A 21,296-nucleotide genomic window follows, 5' to 3' on the forward strand; every position below is an offset into this window, starting at 1 on the left:
TCCCGGTCTTCCCTCGTCGCTCCGGTCGCTGCGCTCCCTTCCCTCGTCGCTCCGGTCGCTGCGCTCCCTTCGCTCCTCAGTCCAGACCGGGAGGCCCCATGACCTTACTCAGGCGTGCTCGTGTTCGGAGCGGAGCCTGGCGAGGAAGGTCTTGGTGCGCTGGTGCTGCGGATTGCCGATGACGCTCTTCGGCGGGCCGGACTCGACGACCACGCCGCCGTCCATGAAAACGACGGTGTCCGCGACGTCGCGGGCGAAGGCCATCTCGTGGGTGACCACGATCATCGTCATCCCGTCGGCGGCCAGCTCCCGCATCACCGCGAGCACCTCACCGACGAGCTCCGGGTCGAGGGCCGAGGTCGGCTCGTCGAACAGCATCAGCTTCGGCTGCATCGCCAGCGCCCGCGCGATCGCCACCCGCTGTTGCTGCCCACCGGACAGCTGCGCCGGGTACGCCGCGCAGCGGTCGCCGAGGCCGACGCGCTCGAGCAGGTCCCGCGCCCGGGCCCGGGCCTGCTTCTTCCCCTCTCGCTTGACCTGGGCCGGCGCCTCCGCGACGTTCTCGATCGCGGTCATGTGCGGGAACAGGTTGAACCGCTGGAAGACCATCCCGATCTCGCGGCGCTGGGCCGCGATCTCCTTGTTCTTCAGGCGGTACAGCCTCCCGTCGCGGTCGTCGTACCCCATCAGCTGGTCGTCGACCCAGATCCGGCCGCCGTCGATCGTCTCGAGCTGGTTGATGCAGCGCAGGAAGGTCGTCTTGCCGGAACCGGAGGGCCCGAGCAGACACACCACCTGACCGCGCTCGACGTCCAGGTCGATGCCCTTCAGTACCTCGTTGTGGTGGAAGGACTTGCTCACGTTCACCGCGTGGACAAGGGGCATCACGCACCTCCTGCACCGGCCGGCCGGGCGGCCCGCGGGGCCTTGGTCCCGAAGCCGCGACCGAAGCGCCGCTCGAGGAAGAACTGCCCGACCATCAGCACACTCGTCGCCGCCAGGTAGTACAGCGTCGCCGCGACCGCGATCGGGAAGGTCTTGTAGAAGTTGCTGCCGATCGACTGCAACTGGTAGAACAGCTCGCCGATCACCGGGACGGCCAGCAGCAACGAGGTGTCCTTCAGCATCGCGATCGTCTCGTTGCCGGTCGGCGGCACGATCACGCGCATCGCCTGCGGCAGCACGACCCGGCGCATCACCTTGCCGCTGCTCATGCCGAGGGCCTCGGCTGCCTCGGCCTGGCCCGTGTCGACGCTCATGATCCCGGCCCGGGCGATCTCGGCCATGTAGGCCGCCTCGGACAGCCCCAGGCCGATGACACCGGCGGCGATCCCGGTGAACACCTGGTTCGCGTTCAGGTTGAAGAACCGCCAGTCACCGGACAGCCCCAGCCAGTCGATGATCTTCCAGTCGAACGGAATCCCGAAGTCGATGCCCTGCGGGAACAGGATGCCCAGCGTGCCCATCGTGAACAGCAGGATGTATCGCGGGATGCTCCGGAAGAACCAGGTGAACACCCACGACACCGCGGACAGGATCGGGTTGTCCGACAGCCGCATCACGGCCAGCAGGACGCCGCCCGCGACACCGACGATCATCGAGAGCGCGGTGACCAGCAGCGTGCCCTTGAGGAAGCCGTTGATCACCGGCGACTGGTTCATCGCCTTGAAGACGAAGCTCCAGTCGAACGCCTTGTTGGTGACCAGCAGGTGCACCAGCATCGCGACCAGGATCAGAATGACCGCGATCGCGACCCAGCGACCGGGATGCCGGACAGGTACGGCGTTGATCGCGCCCGGCCGCTCGGACAGTTCGTCCGCCGGCCGGGTCTTCGCATCGGTACTCATGATTCAGCTCACGGGTTGACGGCGAAGTTGGTGATCGCGCCGGATTCGTTGTTCCACTTCTGCAGCGTGGTCTTGTAGGTACCGTCGGTGTTCAGCGACTGCAGGGCCTTCACGACCGCGTCGGCGAACTGGGTCTCCGACTTCGGGATGACGTAGCCGTACGGCGCCGCGTCGTAGATGTCACCGAGCTGCTCGAGCTGGCCGTTGGTCTGCTTGATCGCGTCCAGCACGACGGGGGAGTCGGCCAGCATCGCGTCGGCCTTGCCGCTGACCAGGTCCGCGGTCGCCTGGTCCTGCTTCTCCCGGACCACCAGGTTGATCTGCGGCTTGCCGGCCGCCTTGCACTTGGCCTGCCGCTTCGGGATGTCGTCGTCGAGCTGCGTCGTACCCTTCTGCACCGCGACGGTCTTGCCGCACGCGTCGTCGGCGTTCACGCCCTTGGGGTTGCCCTTGGCGGTCGCCCACAGCGTGCCGGCGTTGAAGTAGCTGACCATGTTGACCTGCTGCTTGCGCTTGTCGTTGATCGTGAACGACGAGACGCCGACGTCGTACTTGCCGCTCTGGACGCCGGTGATGATGGTGTCGAAGCCGGCCGGCTGCCAGTCCACCGTGACGCCGAACTTCTGCGCCACCGCGTTGAACAGGTCGACGTCCATGCCGGCGACAGTCTTGCCGCCCTGCAGGAACTCGTTCGGCCGGTAGGTCGCGTCGACGCCGACGACGATCTTGCCGGCGGACTTGATCTTCGGCGGCAGCGCGGCCACCAGAGCGGGATCGGCACTCACCTTGGCGCTGGAGGGGGCGCTCGTCGGCGAGGTGGACGAACCACTTTCGAGGGAGTTCGAACCGCAGCCGGTGGCGGCGAGAACCAGGGCGCCGGTCAGCACCAGCGTCCTACGCAGGACAGACATCTAGGTCCTCCAAACCCGGGCACCGGTCGGCCCGGTGCCATGTGTCCGCATCTTGACACAGCGACCTGCGGGCAACGCACGGACCAACGGGGAATGGAGACCTATTCGTAGTCTGACGGCCGTCACGCTGCGGGCCGTCGAGTACCCGGACACGCAGCGTGACGATCTGCTAAGAGAACGACCAGTAGAACGATCAGTCCGGCTCGACGTGGGTCGGGTCGAGGACCCGGCGCAGGAAGGTCCGGGTGCGTTCCTCGGCCGGGTTGCCGATCACGTCGGCGGGGGCGCCCTGTTCGACGATCACGCCGCCGTCCATGAAGACCACCCGGTCGGCGACCTCGCGGGCGAAGGCCATCTCGTGGGTGACCACGAGCATCGTCATCCCGTCCAGGGCGAGCTTGCGCATCACCGTGAGGACGTCGCCGACCAGCTCCGGGTCGAGCGCCGATGTCGGCTCGTCGAACAGCATCAGCGCCGGGTCCATCGACAGCGCCCGGGCGATCGCGACCCGTTGCTGCTGGCCACCGGACAGCTGCGCCGGGTAGGCGTCGATCTTGTCGCTCAACCCGACCCGCTCCAGGTTCGCGCGGGCGATCCGGTTCGCCTCCTCCGCACTGCGCTTCAGGACGGTGCGCTGGGCAACGGTGCAGTTGTCCACCGCCGACAGGTGCGGGAACAGGTTGAACTGCTGGAACACCATCCCGATCTGCTGCCGGGCCGCGTCCAGGTGACAGTCCGGATCGGTGAGGTCCTCACCCCGGACGATCACCTGGCCCTCCTGCGGTTGCTCGAGCAGGTTGACGCACCGGAGCAGCGTGGACTTGCCCGATCCGGACGGGCCGATCACGCAGACGACCTCGCCCTGCTCGACGGTGAAGTCGATACCGCGCAGGACGTGGTTGCTGCCGAACGACTTGTGCAGGTTCTTGATCTCTACCAGTGCCATGTCAGCGCGTCCTCGCAGTTCTGGCCTCGAGCCGACGGGCCAGGAGGCCCAGCGGCAGGGTGATCACCAGGTAGCAGAAGCCACAGACCACGATCGGGGTCAGGTTCGAGTCCGTGTTCGCCAGGTCACGGCCGAACCCGGTGAGCTCGTAACCGTCCGCGGCCACACCGATCATGAACACCAGCGAGGAGTCCTTCACCAGCAGGATCAGGTCGTTGGTCAGCGGCGGCAGCACGATCCGGAACGCCTGCGGCAGCACGATCTTGCGCATCGCCAGCCCGGCCGGCATCCCGAGCGAGCGGGCCGCCTCGACCTGCCCCCGCGGGACCGCCTGGATGCCGGCCCGGATCACCTCGGCCATGTACGCCGACGCGACGATCCCGAGCGCCAGCCACACAACGCCGTACGGGTCCCAGGGAATCGTCATCCCGGGGAACGCCAGCGGCAGCAGGCTGAACGCGATGAACACCACGATCGCCGGCAGTCCACGGAAGAACTCGATGTACGCCGTCGCGATCCACCGGTACGGGCCGACCTGGCTGAGTTTCATCAACGCCAGCAGGGTGCCGCCGGCCAGACCGATGACGAACGCACCGGCCGTGTACTCGAGCGTCTTCACCAGGGCCTTCAGGACGCCGTTCTCGAACGTCGACTTGATGAACTCCGGCCGGAAGAACACGTCGGCGATCTGGTGCCAGTTCGCACTGAACGCCGCGGCCAGGATCAGGACGACGAGGATCGCGTACTGGATCCAGCGGGAGCGCCGGGCCCGCTGCCGCGGGCTCAGCCCCTTCCGCTCAACTGTGTCGGTCTCCGTCGAGGTACTCACTTCGCCGGCTCAACCCCGAACCACTTCTTGTAGATCTCGTTGTACTTGCCGTCCGACTTCGCCGCGGTCAGCAGGTCGTTGAACTTGGCCACCAGTTTCGGGCCGCTGCCGTCCTTGAGCGCGCCGAAGCCGTACTGCTCGCCGGTGTCGAACTCGGCGACCACGGCCATGTCCGGGTTCTCCTTGACGAAGTCGTACAGCACGCCGTTGTCGTTGATCGCGGCGTCGACCCGGCCGGACTTCACATTGTTCTCCTGCAGCGCGAGGTCGTTGAACGGGATCACCGTGTACCCGTTCGCCGCGGACTTCTCGTCGGCGTACTTCTTGCCGGTGGTGTCGGCCTGCGCGCCGATCTTCTTGCCCTTCAGGTCCGCCAGCGTCTTGATGCCGGAGTCCTTCTTGGTCATCAGCACCTGGGTGGCGTCCATGTACGGCGCGGTGATGCTGATCGCGGCCTGGCGCTCGGGGGTGATGGTCATCGCGCCCATCCCCATGTCGCACTTCTTCGCCTGGAACGCGGCGCCGGAGGTGACCTGGGACCACTCGATGTTCACCACCTCCTGCTCGAGGCCGAGGTCCTTGGCGACCAGGTCGAGCAGGTCGACGTCGAAGCCGACGACCTTGGTGCCGTCCTTGTACTGGAAGGGCTTGTACGGCAGGTGGGTGCAGATGGTCAGTTTGCCGGGCTTGACCAGCGTGATGCCGGCCGCCTTGGCCTTGTCGTCGGAACCACCGCCGTCCGAACCACCACCACAGGCGGACAGCGTCAGAGCGAGTACGGCGGCCGCTGCGAAGGCCGCCCGTACGCGCGTGGTGCGGAGAGTGGGGACGATGTTCATCGCTAGTTCTCCTCGACAGGGGTTGTGAGTCCGAGAATCCTGGCACACCCGGGTTCCTGTGGGGCCCCTCACAGCAGACCAGTCGACGCTGTGGTTTACTCGTGGGCGACGGGTGACCCCCTGGCAACGGCGCCGTTCGACGCACCCTCATCGAACGCCCACCTCACCATTCCGCCTCGATTCCGCACGCTTTCCCGAAGGGTCCCCGCATGGTCGCCGAGCCGTTCTCGCCCGCTGTTCCCGCCACCGATCAGTACGCCGGTGATGCCGTTTTCGAACTGCATCGCGGCGGCAAGATCGAGGTCACGTCCTCGATCCATGTCAACGACGCCGACGATCTGTCCAAGGCGTACACGCCCGGCGTCGCCCGGGTCTGCACCGCGATCGCCGAGGATCCCACGCTGGTCCGGCGCTACACCTGGAAGTCGAACGTCGTGGCCGTCGTCACCGACGGCACCGCCGTCCTCGGTCTCGGCGACATCGGCCCGGCCGCATCGTTGCCGGTGATGGAGGGCAAGGCGCTGCTGTTCAAGGAGTTCGGTGGCGTCGACTCGGTGCCGATCGCGCTGGACTGCACCGACGTGGACGAGTTCGTCGAGACCGTCGCGCGGATGGCGCCGACATTCGGCGGCATCAACCTGGAGGACATCTCCGCGCCGCGCTGCTTCGAGATCGAGCGCCGGCTCAAGGAGCGGCTCGACATCCCGGTCTTCCACGACGACCAGCACGGTACGGCAGTCGTCGTACTGGCCGCGCTGCGGAACGCGCTCCGGGTGACCGGGAAGTCGATCGAGAACATCCGCGTGGTGATCTCCGGCGCCGGCGCGGCCGGGGTCGCGTGTGCCCGGATCCTCCTGCAGGCCGGCGTCGGCGACCTGGCGGTTGTCGACAGCAAGGGTGTGCTGCACGAGGACCGCACGGACCTGAACCCGGTGAAGCTGTCGCTTGCCCGGGACACCAACACCGGCGGGATCTCCGGCCGGCTGGTCGACGCGCTCGGGGGCGCGGACCTGTTCCTCGGCGTCTCCGGCGGCACGGTGCCCGAGGAGGCCGTCGCGCAGATGGCCGACGACGCGATGATCTTCGCGCTGGCGAACCCGAACCCCGAAGTACACCCGGACATCGCGCATCGGCACGCCGCGGTGGTCGCGACCGGCCGCTCGGACTTCCCGAACCAGATCAACAACGTGCTCGCGTTCCCGGGGATCTTCCGCGGCGCCTTCGACGCGAACGCCTCGCGGATCACCGAGGGTATGAAGCTCGCTGCCGCCGACGCGCTGGCCGGCCTGATCGCCCCGTCTGACCTGCGCCCCGACTACGTGATCCCGTCCCCGTTCGACGCGCGCGTCGCCCCGGCCGTCGCGACCGCCGTCGCCACGGCCGCCGAGGCGGACGGGGTGGCCCGCCCGGTCTGAACCAGAGTGTTGCTGAGAGCAACTTCTCGGCATCTTTGGTTGTTTTCCGCCCGTTATCAAACGCTTCTTGGAAAGCTATTGACTTAACAAACTGCCACAGCCACCATTGGCGTGGTTTCGCCCGCCGGGCATTCCACACACGTACCGATGGTGGGAGACTTCTATGAAGCTCAGGACCGCATTCGGAGCGGCCGCGGCAGTCACTGCCGCGGCCCTCGCTCTGAGTGGGTGCGCGCCGCAGAGCAGTACGGCCGCGAAAGGCGGCGGCGCGGGCGATGTGAAGACGGTCAGGGTCTTCATCAGTGGCGACACGAACATCCAGAAGCTCTGGACCGACGACCTCGGTCCGGCGTTCGAGAAGGCCAACCCCGGCTACAAGGTGCAGATCACGCTCGACCTGCACGGCGAGCACGACGCCCAGACGATGGCGAAACTGTCGGCGTCGGTCGCCCAGAAGAAGGACCCGGGATTCGACCTGGTCGACGGCGGATTCGTCCCGAAGGCGTCGGCCGCGAACTTCCTCGAGCCGGTCGATGAGTCGAAGATCGGCACGCTGGCCGACATTCCGGCCGATGTCGTGAAGGCCGGCGGGACCGGCGGCCTTCCGTACCGCGGCTCCTCGGTACTGCTCGCCTACGACACGAAGACCGTCGCGGCCCCGCCGAAGACGCTCGACGAACTGCTCGCGTGGATCAAGGCGAACCCGGGCAAGTTCACGTACAACTCGCCGAAGTCGGGTGGTTCCGGCGGATCGTTCGTCGCGACCGTGCTCGACAAGTACGTCCCCGCCGACGCGCGGCAGAAGATGACGGTCGGCTACGACAAGAGCCTCGAGTCCACCTGGGACCAGGGCTTCGCGACGCTGCACGGCCTGAACCCGTACGTGTACCAGAAGGGCGTCTACCCGAACGGCAACCAGCAGGTGCTCGACCTGCTCGCGAACGGGCAGATCCAGATGGCGCCGGTGTGGTCCGACATGTTCACGACCGCGGTCGCGAACGGCGCGGTGCCTTCGACGGTGAAGGCCACGCAGATCTCCGGCCCGTCGTTCACCGGCGGTGCCGCGTACCTCGGCGTACCGGCCAGCAGCCCGAGCAAGGAGGCGGCCCTCAAGGTCGCGAACTTCGTGCTCCAGCCCGAGCAGCAGGCCCTGATCGTCAAGGGCATCTCGGGCTACCCGGCGATCTCATTGGACAAGCTGCCGCAGGAACTGCAGACCAAGTTCGCGAACGCCGACACGAACAACCTGCGTAAGGGCTACTTCGACTCGATGGTGAAGGACCTCAACAACCTCTGGGACCAAAAGGTTCCGGGCAAGTGACGGTAGAGGCCGAAACCCGGCCGGCCGTCGTCCGGCCCGCCGCCGCTGTTCGTGCGACGGCCGGCCGGACCCGCGGCTTTCTGATGGCGCTGCCGCCGATCGTGCTGATCGCGCTGTTCATCGGCTTCCCGGTGGTCCTCGCCTTCGGCTTCAGTCTCGGCTTCACCGGCGGCCTGAACCGGACCGTCGCGCTGATCGGCCAGAACGTGCACAGCGCGCGCGGCATCGTCCCGACGTTCGCGGCGTACGCCGAGATGTTCACCAACGCACGGTTCCTCGGTGACCTGTTCGTCACGGTGCTCATCACGTTCATCAGCACCACGCTCGTCGTGGTGCTCGCGATCGGCATCGGGCTGTACCTCAAGTTCTCGCCCGGGCTGCTCGGCAAGGTGCTCTCCACGCTCGCGGTGGTGCCGCTCTTCATCCCCGTGGTGATCGCGTCGTGGGCCATCCTCGGCTTCTACTCCGCGAACGGCTTCCTGCGCAGCGTGGCCGCGCAGTTCGGGCTCGGCTTCCCGGTGTGGTCGTACACGCTGGTGACGGTCGTCATCGGCTCGGTGTGGACGTCGCTGCCGTTCGCGACGCTGCTGGTCGCATCGGGTCTGCAAGCGGTGCCGCAGGCAATGATCGACGCCGCACGCGACGCCGGTGCGTCCTTCTGGCGGGTGGTGGTGAGCATCGTGGTCCCGATGGCCGGGGTGCCGATCATCATCGCGACCACGTTCACCGCGATCGGGGTGCTCGGCTCGTTCACGGTGCCGTACTTCACCGGCCCGAACTCGCCGAACATGCTCGGGGTCGACATGTCGAACTACTTCTCGTCGTTCAACCAGCCGCAGCAGGCCGTCGTGATCGCGTTCATCGTGTTCGCGATCGCATCCGGGATCGCGGCCGTATACGTGTGGGCGAACTTCCGCTCCGCCAAGGAAAGCGGGGCGGTCTGATGACCAAGGGTGTCTCCCGGGCGCTGACGGTCGTGTTCGCCGGCGTACTGGCGCTGTTCATCATCGGGCCGCTCGCGTGGCTGGCCGTCCGGGCGTTCGCGTCGAGCTGGACCTACCCGAACCTGCTGCCGGACGGCTGGACGCTGCGGTGGTGGAGCGTCGTGTTCAGCGAGCACGCGCTCGGGGTCGCCGTACAGAACTCGTTGTTCTTCGCGCCGATCACCGTGCTGGTCTCGGCGGTGATCTGCCTGCCGGCGGCCTACGCGTTCGCGCGCTTCGAGTTCCCGGGGCGGCGGTTCTTCCTGATCTCGGTGTTCGCGGCCAACGCGTTCCCGAAGATGGGGCTGTTCGTCTCGCTCGCGGCGTTGTTCTACGCGCTCAACCTGATGAACTCGATCCTCGGCATCCTCGTCGTCCACGTCCTCGGCACGGTGGTGTTCATGACGTGGATCCCGGCGGCCGCGTTCGCCGCCGTACCGCGCAGTCTCGAGGAGGCGGCTCGGGACGCCGGGGCTTCCAAGCTGCGGACGTTCTTCAGCGTGACGCTGCCGATGGCGCTGCCGGGCATCCTGGTGGCCGCGATCATGAGCTTCCTCGCGTCCTTCGACGAGGCGCAGGGCACGTACCTGGTCGGCGCACCGGACTACATGACGATGCCGACGCAGATGTACAGCCTGGTGCTCAACTACCCGACCCAGGTGGCGGCGGTGTTCTCCATCCTGCTCGCCATCCCGTCCGTCGCGCTGCTGCTGGCCGCGCACAAGCACATCGTCGGCGGCCACCTCGCCGAGGGCTTCCAGATCAAGTAAGGGCACCATGACGACCGATACGACCGAGTCCACCACCGTTGCCGCCGGCGCCGTCCCGAACGGCGGCGGCCTCGACATCCAGGGCCTGCACAAGGTGCTCGGCGGGCGGACCATCATCGAGAGCCTCGACATGACCGTCCAGTCGGGCGAACTGGTGTCCCTGCTCGGCCCGTCCGGCTGCGGCAAGACGACCACGCTGCGGATGATCGCGGGCTTCCTGACCCCGGACGCGGGCTCGATCAAGGTCGGCGGCCGTGAGGTCGTGCACCTCGGTCCCGAGCAGCGTCCGAGCGCGATGGTGTTCCAGAACTACGCGCTCTGGCCGCACATGACGGTGGCGAAGAACGTCGGCTTCCCGCTGAAGCTGCGCAAGCGGCCGAAGGCGGAGATCGCCGAACGCGTCGACGCCGCGCTCGCGCTGGTCAACCTGATGCACCACAAGGACTCCCGCCCGGCGCGCATCTCCGGCGGCGAGCAGCAGCGTACGGCGCTCGCGCGGGCACTCGTCCAGGAACCGGAACTGCTGCTGCTCGACGAGCCGCTCAGCAACCTCGACGCGAAGCTGCGGGTCAAGGTCCGCGAGGACATCCGCGAGATCCAGCAGCGCCTCGGCATCACCACGGTGATCGTGACGCACGACCAGGAAGAGGCGATGTCGGTCTCGGACCGGATCGCGGTCATGAACAACGGCAAGATCGAGCAGTTCAGTACGCCGGCCGAGCTCTACAGCGCCCCGGCCACCGAGTTCGTGGCGACGTTCATCGGCAGCCTGAACCGGCTCGAGGGCCGGATCGAGGACGGCCGCCTGGTGGCCGGCGAGGGCGTGATCGGAGTCCGGCCGGAGGACGTCGTCTTCGCGCAGGACCAGCAGCCCGGTGGCCTCGCTGCGAGCGTCGAACGCGTCGTACCGCGCGGGCACTTCGCCGAGCTCCACCTGCGGCGTGAGGACGCGGCACTCCGGGCCTATGTGACCGGTGCGCCGCCCGCTGTGGGTGCGCAGGGTTCGGCACGGATCGAGAAGTGGCTCGAATTCGAGGACGGGCGGCTCGTCCGTCAGGGAGGACAGGCGTGAGCACTGCACCGGTCCGGACCACGCAGGCGACCGCACACCGCGGCGACGTCGAGCGGTACCGCGAGAACACTGTCGCGGCGGTGCGCTCCGCCGTCGAAGCGGGCGCTGACTTCGTCGAGATCGACGTACGGGTGACTCGGGACGGTCGCGTCGTACTGCTGCACGATGCGACTCTCGAGCGCCTGTGGGGCCTCGATCAGCCAATCTCCGTGGTCGACTGGCCCGAGGTCGCGGCGCTTGGTGAGGGGGAGGAGCGCATCCCGCTGCTCGCGCACGTCCTCGCCGTCGTGGCCGGAACGCCGTCGACTCTGCTGATCGACGTCGGGTCGGCAACGGTCGCCGAGGCCGCGGTCCAGGTCGTGCTGGGATCTGACGCGCAGGTTGCGTGGTGTGGCGAGCTCGATGCGATGACGACCGTCCGGCGTCTGGACCCGGAGGCGAGTATCTGGCTCCCGTGGGACCGCCGCGACGTACCGCCTGCTGACGTTCTCGCGAGTCTGCGGCCGGCTGTCGTGAACTCGGAGTACGTCGTCCTCAGCCAGGAGCTCGTCGACGCGGTCCATCAGGCCGGGCTTGCCGTCGCCTGCTGGACGGTCGACGACGAGGACTCGATGCGCTGGGCGCTGGCGCTCGGGGTTGACGCGGTCACGACCAACCGGCTGAGCGTGTTCCAGAAGGTCGTCGGGGAAGGGCCGGAAGCGTGGGAACGCGCGCCTCGGCCCGCAAGGCTGACCGGTGACGAGTTGCGTACGGCGATCGCTGTCGCCCGGGAACTCGCGGAGTGGGCGGGGGATTTCACCCGGAACGCCGATCTCGGTGACATCAGGACGAAGGCGAACGCTGCGGATCATGTGACGGCTGTCGACGTCGCGGTCGAGGAGCAGGTCCGCAAGGTCATCGCCGAGCGGCTGCCAGGGCACCGCGTGGTGGGCGAGGAACTGGGCGGTACGGCGGAACCGGGCGTGCCGTGCTGGTACGTCGACCCCGTCGACGGCACCGCGAACCTCGCCAACGGCGTGCCGTGGACGGCCTTCTCGCTCGCCCTGGCGATCGACCGTGAACCACTCGTCGCGGTCGTCGGTGACGTCTGGCGCAACCAGGTCTTCTTCGCCGCCGCGGGGCAGGGCGCCGAGCTGGACGGGCGGCGGCTGCAGCTTGGCGATGGTCCGGACATCGGCCTGGACGGGAAGATCGTCAGCACCGAGCTGCTGAACCACTCGGCATGGCCCGGTATGGACGTCTTCATGGACGGACTCCGCGACCGTTACTGCACGCTGCGGGTCATGGGATCCGGCACGCTGACGCTCGCCGGACCGGCGGCCGGGCGCGGCGTCGGCTCGGTGATCGAACGCTTCAGCCCGATCGACCACCTCGCCGCCGCGCTCGTGGTCCGCGAATCCGGCGGCGTCCTCCTCGACGACAACGGCAACGAAACCGTCTGGCCCACCTCCGGCGGCATCCTCGCCGCACACCGGCAACACGCGGCGGAGCTCTACACCCTCTGGGCGACCGCCCGCGGCGTCTCGGTGACCTCGGAGACTCGGTGACCTCGGTTACTGATGGGTCGGTCGACGGGGCCTAAGGTGGCTTCCATGCTTGCTGCCTACGCTGCCAAGTTCGACGCCGACAATCCGATCGCCGCGCTCGAGGTGGGTGAGCGGCCGGATCCGACCGTGCCCGAGGGGTGGGTGACGATCGACGTACGGGCGACTGCGCTCAACCATCACGACCTGTGGTCGTTGAAGGGCGTCGGGCTGGCCGAGCAGAGTCTGCCGATGATCCTCGGGTGTGACGCGGCCGGCGTCGACCCGGACGGGAACGAGGTCGTCGTGCATGCCGTGATCTCGGATCCGGCGTGGAAGGGCGACGAGACGCTCGACCCGAGGCGGTCGCTGCTTAGCGAGCGTTACCAGGGGACGCTGGCGCAGAAGGTCGCGGTGCCGGCGCGGAACGTCGTACCGAAGCCGGCTGGGATGTCGTTCGAGCAGGCGGCGTGTCTGCCGACGGCGTGGTTGACGGCGTACCGGATGTTGTTCACGCAGTCGGGGCTGAAGCCGGGCGACACCGTGCTCGTGCAGGGTGCGGGTGGTGGCGTGGCGACGGCGCTGATCACGCTGGCGCGGGCCGCGGGGATCCGGGTGTGGGCGACCAGCCGGGACGAGGGGAAGCGGGCCAAGGCGCTGGAGATCGGGGCGCACGACGCGTTCGAGTCCGGTGCGCGGCTGCCGGAGCGGGTCGACGCCGTGATGGAGACGGTCGGCCAGGCGACCTGGTCGCACTCGCTCAAGTCGCTGAAGCAGGGCGGGACGCTGGTGATCTCCGGCGCGACCAGCGGCCAGGCGCCGAAGTCCGCCGAGCTGAACCGGATCTTCTTCCTGCAGCTGCGGGTCCAGGGTTCCACGATGGGCACCCGGAACGAACTCGCCGAACTCGTCCAGTTCATGGCCAACGCCGGCATCTCGCCGCACATCGACTCGGTCCTGCCCCTCGCCGAGGCCCGCACCGGCTTCGAGAAGATGAATGCGGGCGACGTCTTCGGCAAGATCGTCTTTACTGTCTGAATGCAGCCCGAGATCAGGCCGGCCACGGTCGAGGATGCCGAGGCCGGGGCGTGGTGTCATCTGCTCTGCTGGCGGGAGGCGTACGCCGACCTGGTGCCGGCCGGCCTGCTGCTTGAGCGGACCTCCGACATCGAGCGCCGAACCGAGCGCTGGCGGTCGAACCTCGTCGACGGCCGGACGCGGTGGATCGCGCTGAACCCGGATCCGGCCGTGCCCGTTGAGGAGCGCGTCGCCGGGTTCATCGGCACCGGACCGGGACGGGACGAGGACTCGCCGGTCCCGTTCGAGCTCGAGGCGATCTACACCCGGCAGGCGTTCTGGAAGACCGGCTTGGGGACTCGTCTGTTCGACGTTGCCGTCGGCAAGCAGCCGGCGTTCCTCTGGGTCTTCGAGGGCAACGAGCGGGCGCTGGAGTTCTACCGTCGCCACGGGTTCGCGCCCGACGGCGTACGCAAGCACGACCCGTACTTCGGTCTTTGGGAGATCCGGCTCGTTCGGGGTTAGTGCCACCGGCACGGATGTGACACCCGGGCGCTATGACGTTTCATGGCTGAAACATTCGTGTCGCACTGGGGCAACGGGACCGAGGCACTCTGTTCCTACCGATCCGCCTGATCGATGAGGAGCGCAGAGCCCATGAGGCCTACTTTGACGGTGATCGTTGACCCGGCTGACCGCTGGATGACCAAGGCCGCGTGCGTCGGAAACGCACCGTCGTACGACGAGAACGCGAGCCACTGGGAGCAGCGGAAGGCGCAGGCCGTGTGCCTGACCTCCTGCCCGGTGATCGACGAGTGCCGGGAATGGGCCCGGCGGACGAAGTTCACCGGCACCGCGGCGGGGGAGAAGTTCCTCTCCGGCCGCCGCCGTGGCCGCCCCGGCCCGCAGGAGCGCCGTACCCGCCCGGTCCTGACGCCAGACGTGATCGGCGAACAGCAGGCCAGCTGACGGGACCCCGCCGCTCTGGTAGCTTGCGCCGAAGGCCGGCACGCACAAGGAGCGTCATGAGCGAGAACACCCCTGCCCAGCTGCCCCCCACGGTCCAGGACCTGGTCGCGGCGAAACTGGCCGCCGAGCTGAGGTCCGGGACCAGGCGGGGACCCCAGCTGCCGACAAACGAGGACGGCAGCCGGAAGTACCCCAACAGCCCGGACGGACAGAGCGTCGGCCAGACGGCCGGGCTGCGGAGCTACCGTGCCCGGACGAAGGGTCCGACGGTCGGTATGTGATCAGACCAGCACCTGCTCGCGTTCCGTCTCGGCGACGGCTGCGGTACGGCGGAACGGGGCCGTGATCGTCGGGATCAGCTGCTTGCGGTTGTGGATCGCCGCGCCGATCGCCAGCGCCAGGTAGATCACGCTGATCACGTACCGACCGGTCTGGCCCGGCACCGCGAACTGCACCGCGAACAGCCCCAGCAGCGTCCACGCCGCCCAGCGCGGGAAGCGCAGGTTCAGCAGGATCGCGATCCCCAGCAGCGTCTGGGTGGCCGTCAGCAGGAACTCCTCGATCTGCCGCCCGTCCAGGTGCAGCGCGGCGCCGCCGCCACCGATCCCGTACGCGATCGGGAGGCTGCCGATCAGCAGGGTCCACTGGTTCACCTTGGCCGAGATCAGCAGGCCGAGCGCGGCCGCGCCTTTGCCCCGCCAGGCGAACAGGATCGCGACGATGAACTCCGGTGCCTCCGACGCCAGCGGCGCGAGCCACTGGACCAGCAGGAACTGGTCGATCCCGAGCGAGCGGCCGCCGGCGACCAGGGAGTCCGCGAACGGCTCCGCGGCCGCCAGGATGACGCCGGCCGAGACCAGGAACATCGAGGTCACGGTGATCCGGCGGGCCACCTTCGGCAGTGCGCCGATGGTTGCCGCGGGCCCGATCAGGTCGGGCTCCTCGTCGTGCTCCGACATCGCGGCGCGGTACAGGTAGAAGGCGAAGAACGCGAGCAGCAGGATGCCGAGCACCAGGTGGATCTCGCCGGTCACAGGGATCACGAACGCGACCACGCCGGCGACCGCGAGGAAGCCGAGCTCACGCCGGTACCCGGACTCGAGGACGAGGGCCTTCACCGTGCGCCCGCTGCGCCGGGAGGCGACGTACAGGCTGATCAGGACGACGCTGGACCAGCCGAGGCCGAGGAGCAGCCGGTTCGAGCCGGTCATGTTGGCGGCGGCGTACTGCACGTAGTCCGGGTTGGAGCCGGCGGTGTGCGCGAAGTACAGGTCGACCGCGTACTCCGGGAGGACCGCGATGACCGCCAGCAGCGCGATCGCCAGACCGCCCGAGATGTCCATCTCCGCGGCCTCTGCCGCCCACGCCAGCACGAACGATGCGGCGACCACGGCGAGGCCGAAGATCGCGATCGAGGCCAGTGCCGGCGGGTGGGTGCCGGTGAGCCGGAGGGCGACTGCGGGGATCGCCACCAGGAGCAGCAATAAGACGGGGCGGAGCGCTCGGAACATGGTTCCATCCTGCCTCGGTTTTGATACTTTCGCAATTGCGAAAGTGTGAGACCGTCCTCACCTCGGCCCGGCGCGCTGTCCGGAGACCGGTCCAGCGGTCACAATGACTGCGCGATGACCAACCCTGAACCGACGAAGGCGCAGCTCGAATCCGCCGCGGGCACCTTCGCCATGCTCTCCGCTCCGGTCCGGCTGCACCTGGTGTCGCTGGCCGCGCAGGGGGAGTACGACGTCGGCACCCTGGCGGACCGTGTCGGCGTGAGTATCGCGACCGCGAGCCAGCACCTCGGCAAGCTCCGGCTCGCCGGGATCATCACCGCCCGCCGCGAGGGTCGCCGGCACATCTACACCGTCGACGACCCGCACGTCCTCAACCTGGTCGACCAGATCTTCGAACACATCGCCCCCGACGGCTCCCTGGCCCCCGACCCACCCCGCCGCACCAGACCGCCGCACACGGACTAGAGGACGTGCCGCAGGTACCGCTCCGGTGCTTGCAGGTAGGCCTTCCAGTTCTGGACCAGCTCCAGTTCGTCCCACGTGGTGCGGCGGATGCCCCAGTCGCCGACCTCGAGGATCGTCGCGCCGGGGAGGGCGGCGATAACGGGGGAGTGGGTGGCGCAGAGCACCTGTGAGCCGGTCGCGGCCAGCTGGTTCAGTACGCCGACCACCGCGAGGCTGCTGGAGAACGACAGCGCGGACTCTGGCTCGTCCAGGCAGTAGAAGCCCTGGCGGGTGAAGCGGTCGCTGATCAGGTTCAGGAAGCTCTCGCCGTGGCTGAGCTCGTGGAAGGCCATGTCCGGCGGACCCGAGGTCCTCGGGTTCTGCTCGAGGTAGGTGTAGAAGCCGTGCATCGTCTCGGCGCGGAGGAAGAAACCAGCGCGCTTCCCGCCGACGCCGCGGGTGATCTGGAGGTCGTCGGCGAGGGACGACTCGGTGGCGCGGGTGGTGAGCCGGGCGCCGGTGGAGCCGCCTTCCGGGGACAGGCCGAAGGCGACCGCGATCGCCTCGACGAGCGTGGACTTCCCGGCGCCGTTCTCACCGACGAGGAACGTGACACCCGGGTCGAGATCCAGACCGTCGGTCAGTAGTTGGTGGACGGCTGGGATGGTGTGTGGCCAGCGTCCGGACAGACGAATGCCCTCCGCCGCGGCAACCCGTCGTACGGGCTGATCGGCGAAGGGCATCCACTCAGACTAATCGTCCTCGTCGTCCAAGCGCGCCAGCCAGGTGGCGAAGCGCTCGATGGGCGTCTCGAACTCGGGGTTCAGGTCGACGAACTCGCGCAGCCGGTCGGCGACGAAGGCGAGGGAGACTTCTTCCTCGCCGCGTCGCTTCTCGAGCTCCTCGATCCCGCGGTCGGTGAAGTACACGTCAGCTGAACGCCTGCTTCAGCAGCGTGGCCTGCTCGGTGCCGTGGACACCGTGCGAGCCGACCGCCGGGGCGGACATGGCCGGCCGGGACACCCGGTAGAACGGCTTGCCGCCCAGGTGCTCGGTCAGGTTCAGCGCCATGAACGGCCACGGGCCCTGGTTCGCGGGCTCGTCCTGGACCCAGCGGATCTCGGTCGCGTTCGGGTACTTCGCCAGCTCGGCGACGATCTCGTCGGCGGGCAGCGGGTACAGCTGCTCGACCCGGAGGATCGCGGTGCTGATCTTGTCCGGCTCGACCTTCTTCCGCTCCGCCAGCAGGTCGTACACGATCCGGCCGGAGGCCAGGATCACCCGCTCGACGGCGCCCGGGTTCGCCTCCGCCTCCGGGTCGTTGATGACCGGCCGGAAGGTGCCGTGGGTCAGCTCCTCCGGCTGCGACACCGCCTCCTTGCGCCGCAGCAGCTGCTTCGGCGTGAAGACGATCATCGGGACGTGCTCCTCGCCGAGCGTGTGCCGGCGCAGCAGGTGGAAGTACGACGCGGGCGTCGACGGCTGCGCGACGGTCATCGCGTCCTCGGCGCAGAGCTGCAGGAACCGCTCGATCCGGGCCGACGTGTGGTCCGGGCCCTGGCCCTCGTAGCCGTGCGGGAGCAGCAGCACGACGCCGGACTTCTGGCCCCACTTCGCCTCACCGGACGAGATGTACTCGTCGATGATCGACTGGGCGCCGTTCACGAAGTCGCCGAACTGCGCCTCCCACAGGGTCAGCGCCTCCGGCCGCGCCACGGAGTACCCGTACTCGAAGCCGAGTGCGGCGTACTCGCTGAGCAGCGAGTCGTAGACGTAGAAGTTGCCCTGGTTCGCCTCGTCCAGGTGCTGCAGCGGGACGTAGTCCTGGCCGTTCACGCGGTCGATGACCGCGGCGAACCGCTGGACGAACGTGCCGCGGCGGCTGTCCTGGCCGGCGAGGCGGACCGGTCGGCCGTCGAGCAGCAGCGAGCCGAAGGCGGTGATCTCCGCGCTGGCCCAGTCCAGCGGGCCCTCGGTGATCGCGTGCGCCCGGCGCTGCAGCTGCGGCTGCACCTTCGGGTGCACGGTGAAGCCCTCCGGCAGCGTGGTGTACGCGTCGGCGATCTTCTTCAGGTCCTCACGGCTGATCGCGGTCGCGTCCGGGCCCTCAGGCTTGTTCGGGTACTCCGGAGCGGTGACGTACGGCGGCGGCGTGTCGGGCTCGTTCTTTGCCTCCCGGACCTCCGCGAACACCCGCTCGAGGCGCTGCTGGAAGTCCTGCATGGCCTGCTCGGCCTCTTCGATCGTGATGTCGCCACGACCGATCAGGGCCTCGGTGTAGAGCTTGCGGACCGACCGCTTCTGCTCGATCAGGTCGTACATCAGCGGCTGGGTGAACGACGGGTCGTCGCCCTCGTTGTGACCGCGGCGGCGGTAGCAGACCAGGTCGATGACGACGTCCTTGTTGAACGCCTGGCGGTACTCGAAGGCCAGGTCCGCGACCCGGATGCAGGCCTCGGGGTCGTCACCGTTCACGTGGAAGATCGGCGCCTGCACCATCCGCGCGACGTCGGTGGAGTACATCGACGAGCGGGACGAGGCCGGCGAGGTGGTGAAGCCGACCTGGTTGTTCACGATCACGTGGATCGTGCCGCCGGTGCGGTAGCCGCGCAGCTGGGACAGGTTCAGCGTCTCCGCCACCACGCCCTGGCCGGCGAACGCCGCGTCACCGTGCACGAGCAGGGGCAGCACCGGGAAGGCCGCGCCGCGGTCCAGGATGTCCTGCTTGGCCCGGACGATGCCCTCGAGCACCGGGTCGACGGTCTCCAGGTGCGACGGGTTCGCCGCCACCGAGACCTTGATCTTGTCGCCGAACTCGGAGACGAACTCGCCCTCGGCGCCCAGGTGGTACTTGACGTCACCGGAGCCCTGCACGGTCCGCGGGTCGATGTTGCCCTCGAACTCGCGGAAGATCTGGCCGTAGGACTTGCCGACGATGTTCGCCAGCACGTTCAGCCGGCCGCGGTGCGCCATGCCGATCGCGACCTCGTCCAGGCCGGCGCCGGCCGCCTCCTCGCAGAGCTCGTCGAGCAGCGGGATGGTGGTCTCCGCGCCCTCCAGCGAGAACCGGCGCTGACCGACGTACTTGGTCTGCAGGAAGGTCTCGAAGGCCTCGGCCTCGTTCAGCTTGGCCAGGATCCGCAGCTGCTCCTCGCGGGGCGGCTTGGTGTGCGGGCGCTCGACCCGCTCCTGGATCCACTTGCGCTGCTCGGGGTCCTGGATGTGCATGTACTCGATGCCGGTGGTCCGGCAGTACGAGTCGCGGAGGATCCCGAGGATCTCGCGGAGCTTCATGAACCGCCGGTCGCTGCCGCCGAAGGAGCCGGTGGCGAACTCGCGGTCCAGGTCCCACAGCGTCAGGCCGTGGGTGGCGACGTCGAGGTCCGGGTGGCTGCGCTGCTTGTACTCCAGCGGGTCGGTGTCGGCCATGATGTGGCCGCGCACCCGGAAGGCGTGGATCAGCTCCAGGATCCGGGCCTGCTTGCTGATGTCCTCCTCGTGGCTGTGCGGGAGGTCGGCGGCCCAGCGGATCGGCTCGTAGGGGATCCGCAGGCTCTGGAAGATCTCGTCGTAGAAGCCCTCGCCGCCGAGCAGCAGCTGGTGGATCCGGCGCAGGAACTCACCCGACTGGGCGCCCTGGATGATCCGGTGGTCGTACGTCGAGGTCAGCGTCATCACCTTGCTGACCGCGAGCTTGGCCATCGTCTCGTCGGCCGCACCCTGGTACTCCGGCGGGTACTCCATCGCGCCGACGCCGATGATGCAGCCCTGGCCGGTCATCAGCCGCGGCACCGAGTGCTGCGTACCGATCGTGCCCGGGTTGGTCAGGCTGATCGTGGTGCCCTGGAAGTCCGGCAGCGCGAGCTTGTTGTCGCGGGCCCGGCGGACGATGTCCTCGTAGGCCATCCAGAAGTCGGCGAAGGACATCTCCTCGGCGCCCTTGATGGACGGCACCAGCAGCTGCCGGGTGCCGTCCGGCTTCTGCATGTCGATGGCCAGGCCGAGGTTGATGTGCGCCGGGTGGACCAGGGTCGGCTTGCCCTCGGTCTCGTCGTACGACGCGTTCATGTCCGGCAGCGTCTTCAGTGCCTTGACCAGCGCCCAGCCGATCAGGTGCGTGAAGGACACCTTGCCGCCACGGGCGCGCTTGAGGTGGTTGTTGATGACGATCCGGTTGTCGATCAGCAGCTTCACCGGGACCGCGCGGACGCTCGTCGCCGTGGGGACCGTGAGGCTGGTCTCCATGTTCTGCGCGGTCCGGGCCGGGGCGCCGCGGAGGATCTGCCGCTCGGCGTCGGTGACCGCGGGGGCGGCCGGCTTGGGCTGGGCCTTGGGCGGCTGGTTCACCGTTCCTCCGGTCGGAGTCGCCGTCTTCGCGGCAGGAGCCTGCGCGGCCGGTACGGCGGCCTGCGCCGGCGCCGGGGTCGCGGGCTTGGCGGCGGGCGCGGCAGGCGCGGACGCGGCGGCGGCGGGAGCGCTCGCGGCGGGCGCGGACGGCGTCGTACCGCGGCTCGGCGCCTCGGGCGTCTTGTTGTCGGACACCGCGTCCGGCCGGGGAGCGTCGGCCGGGGTGGTGTTCACCGGCTTCGCGTCACCTGGCGTATACGTCTTGAAGAAGTCCAACCACGCGGGATCCACCGATGTCGGGTCCTGCAGGTACTTCTCGTACAGCTCGTCGACCAGCCATTCGTTCGCACCGAAGGCTGCTAGGGGATTTGTGTCTGATGGCTCGGTGGCCACTGGGCAGTTCGCCTCTTCCGATTTCGGTCCGGTACCGCGGGTGCTAATCCTGATGTTATGGGTGGTGTCCCAAGCAAAGGCTAATAGCACGCGGACCACTTCCACAGCTCGGGACCATCGGACCAGTGTGTCGAGTGGTCGGGCCCCGGCGGCCGGATC

The 21,296-nt window shown here is 68.3% G+C and carries 21 protein-coding genes; 11 read left to right on the forward strand and 10 right to left on the reverse strand.

Going from position 1 to position 21,296, the window contains the following annotated elements:
• Positions 1-108: 108 nt before the first annotated feature.
• The 6 genes from ACWGID_RS23900 to ACWGID_RS23925 all read right to left on the reverse strand — a co-directional run bounded on the left by ACWGID_RS23900 (position 109) and on the right by ACWGID_RS23925 (position 5,372).
• Complete coding sequence (locus ACWGID_RS23900) at positions 109-885, reverse strand: amino acid ABC transporter ATP-binding protein (RefSeq protein WP_452199958.1); 777 nt, start codon at positions 883-885, stop codon at positions 109-111.
• Positions 885-1,847 (reverse strand): amino acid ABC transporter permease, encoded by a 963-nt coding sequence (locus ACWGID_RS23905; RefSeq protein ID WP_452199960.1) that lies wholly within the window; start codon positions 1,845-1,847, stop codon positions 885-887. The genes ACWGID_RS23900 and ACWGID_RS23905 overlap by 1 nt, the downstream gene beginning before the upstream one ends.
• 8 nt (positions 1,848-1,855) lie before the next feature.
• Entirely contained in the window at positions 1,856-2,758 is a 903-nt protein-coding gene (locus tag ACWGID_RS23910) for an ABC transporter substrate-binding protein (RefSeq protein WP_452199962.1), read from the reverse strand.
• A gap of 193 nt (positions 2,759-2,951) precedes the next feature.
• Positions 2,952-3,704 carry an amino acid ABC transporter ATP-binding protein gene (locus ACWGID_RS23915; protein ID WP_452199965.1) on the reverse strand — a complete coding sequence of 251 codons (753 nt, stop codon included), beginning with the start codon at positions 3,702-3,704 and terminating at the stop codon, positions 2,952-2,954.
• 1 nt (position 3,705) lies between these two features.
• Positions 3,706-4,533 carry an amino acid ABC transporter permease gene (locus ACWGID_RS23920; RefSeq protein ID WP_452199967.1) on the reverse strand — a complete coding sequence of 276 codons (828 nt, stop codon included), beginning with the start codon at positions 4,531-4,533 and terminating at the stop codon, positions 3,706-3,708.
• A complete protein-coding gene (locus ACWGID_RS23925; protein WP_452199969.1) occupies positions 4,530-5,372 on the reverse strand; it encodes an ABC transporter substrate-binding protein in 843 nt (280 codons plus the stop codon). Before ACWGID_RS23925 ends, ACWGID_RS23920 begins: the two co-directional genes overlap by 4 nt.
• A gap of 209 nt (positions 5,373-5,581) precedes the next feature.
• On the opposite strand from ACWGID_RS23925, the gene ACWGID_RS23930 reads away from it, so the two are divergent.
• The 10 genes from ACWGID_RS23930 (at position 5,582) to ACWGID_RS23975 (ending at position 14,723) form a co-directional block, all read left to right on the forward strand.
• Positions 5,582-6,787 carry an NAD(P)-dependent malic enzyme gene (locus ACWGID_RS23930; RefSeq protein ID WP_452199971.1) on the forward strand — a complete coding sequence of 402 codons (1,206 nt, stop codon included), beginning with the start codon at positions 5,582-5,584 and terminating at the stop codon, positions 6,785-6,787.
• 163 nt (positions 6,788-6,950) lie between these two features.
• The gene (locus ACWGID_RS23935; RefSeq protein WP_452199973.1) at positions 6,951-8,108 is read left to right on the forward strand and encodes an extracellular solute-binding protein; all 1,158 of its coding nucleotides are present in this window, start codon (positions 6,951-6,953) and stop codon (positions 8,106-8,108) included.
• Complete coding sequence (locus ACWGID_RS23940; protein ID WP_452199974.1) at positions 8,105-9,052, forward strand: ABC transporter permease; 948 nt, start codon at positions 8,105-8,107, stop codon at positions 9,050-9,052. The genes ACWGID_RS23935 and ACWGID_RS23940 overlap by 4 nt, the downstream gene beginning before the upstream one ends.
• Complete coding sequence (locus ACWGID_RS23945; protein ID WP_452199976.1) at positions 9,052-9,861, forward strand: ABC transporter permease; 810 nt, start codon at positions 9,052-9,054, stop codon at positions 9,859-9,861. The genes ACWGID_RS23940 and ACWGID_RS23945 overlap by 1 nt, the downstream gene beginning before the upstream one ends.
• A gap of 7 nt (positions 9,862-9,868) precedes the next feature.
• Positions 9,869-10,933, forward strand: coding sequence for an ABC transporter ATP-binding protein (locus tag ACWGID_RS23950; protein WP_452199978.1), 1,065 nt, complete (start codon positions 9,869-9,871; stop codon positions 10,931-10,933).
• Positions 10,930-12,480 (forward strand): inositol monophosphatase family protein, encoded by a 1,551-nt coding sequence (locus tag ACWGID_RS23955; RefSeq protein WP_452199980.1) that lies wholly within the window; start codon positions 10,930-10,932, stop codon positions 12,478-12,480. Before ACWGID_RS23950 ends, ACWGID_RS23955 begins: the two co-directional genes overlap by 4 nt.
• Positions 12,481-12,525: 45 nt before the next feature.
• A complete protein-coding gene (locus tag ACWGID_RS23960; RefSeq protein WP_452199982.1) occupies positions 12,526-13,494 on the forward strand; it encodes a zinc-binding dehydrogenase in 969 nt (322 codons plus the stop codon).
• On the forward strand, positions 13,495-13,998 hold the full coding sequence (locus tag ACWGID_RS23965) for an N-acetyltransferase family protein (protein WP_452199984.1): 504 nt from the start codon (positions 13,495-13,497) through the stop codon (positions 13,996-13,998).
• Between the two features lie 132 nt (positions 13,999-14,130).
• Entirely contained in the window at positions 14,131-14,442 is a 312-nt protein-coding gene (locus ACWGID_RS23970) for a WhiB family transcriptional regulator (protein WP_452199986.1), read from the forward strand.
• A 56-nt stretch (positions 14,443-14,498) separates the two neighbouring features.
• Positions 14,499-14,723 carry a hypothetical protein gene (locus ACWGID_RS23975; protein WP_452199988.1) on the forward strand — a complete coding sequence of 75 codons (225 nt, stop codon included), beginning with the start codon at positions 14,499-14,501 and terminating at the stop codon, positions 14,721-14,723.
• On the opposite strand, the gene ACWGID_RS23980 is transcribed toward ACWGID_RS23975, so the two are convergent.
• Positions 14,724-15,914, reverse strand: a complete 1,191-nt coding sequence (locus ACWGID_RS23980; RefSeq protein WP_452199989.1) for a sodium:proton exchanger — start codon at positions 15,912-15,914, stop codon at positions 14,724-14,726.
• A gap of 153 nt (positions 15,915-16,067) precedes the next feature.
• Here ACWGID_RS23980 and ACWGID_RS23985 point away from each other — a divergent pair, with 153 nt between their 5' ends.
• The gene (locus ACWGID_RS23985; RefSeq protein ID WP_387782290.1) at positions 16,068-16,418 is read left to right on the forward strand and encodes an ArsR/SmtB family transcription factor; all 351 of its coding nucleotides are present in this window, start codon (positions 16,068-16,070) and stop codon (positions 16,416-16,418) included.
• Here the strand turns inward: ACWGID_RS23985 and ACWGID_RS23990 are convergent.
• The 3 genes from ACWGID_RS23990 to ACWGID_RS24000 are packed head-to-tail and all read right to left on the reverse strand — an operon-like array spanning position 16,415 to position 21,137.
• Positions 16,415-17,140: an AAA family ATPase gene (locus tag ACWGID_RS23990; protein ID WP_452199992.1), complete on the reverse strand. Its 726-nt coding sequence runs from the start codon at positions 17,138-17,140 to the stop codon at positions 16,415-16,417. The two genes, ACWGID_RS23985 and ACWGID_RS23990, sit on opposite strands and share 4 nt — an antisense overlap.
• Before the next feature lie 9 nt (positions 17,141-17,149).
• Complete coding sequence (locus ACWGID_RS23995) at positions 17,150-17,326, reverse strand: DUF6104 family protein (RefSeq protein ID WP_350274116.1); 177 nt, start codon at positions 17,324-17,326, stop codon at positions 17,150-17,152.
• Between the two features lies 1 nt (position 17,327).
• A complete protein-coding gene (locus ACWGID_RS24000) occupies positions 17,328-21,137 on the reverse strand; it encodes a multifunctional oxoglutarate decarboxylase/oxoglutarate dehydrogenase thiamine pyrophosphate-binding subunit/dihydrolipoyllysine-residue succinyltransferase subunit (RefSeq protein WP_452199994.1) in 3,810 nt (1,269 codons plus the stop codon).
• Between the last annotated feature and the right edge of the window lie 159 nt (positions 21,138-21,296).

The sequence above is a fragment of the Kribbella sp. NPDC054772 genome (genome assembly GCF_053611945.1).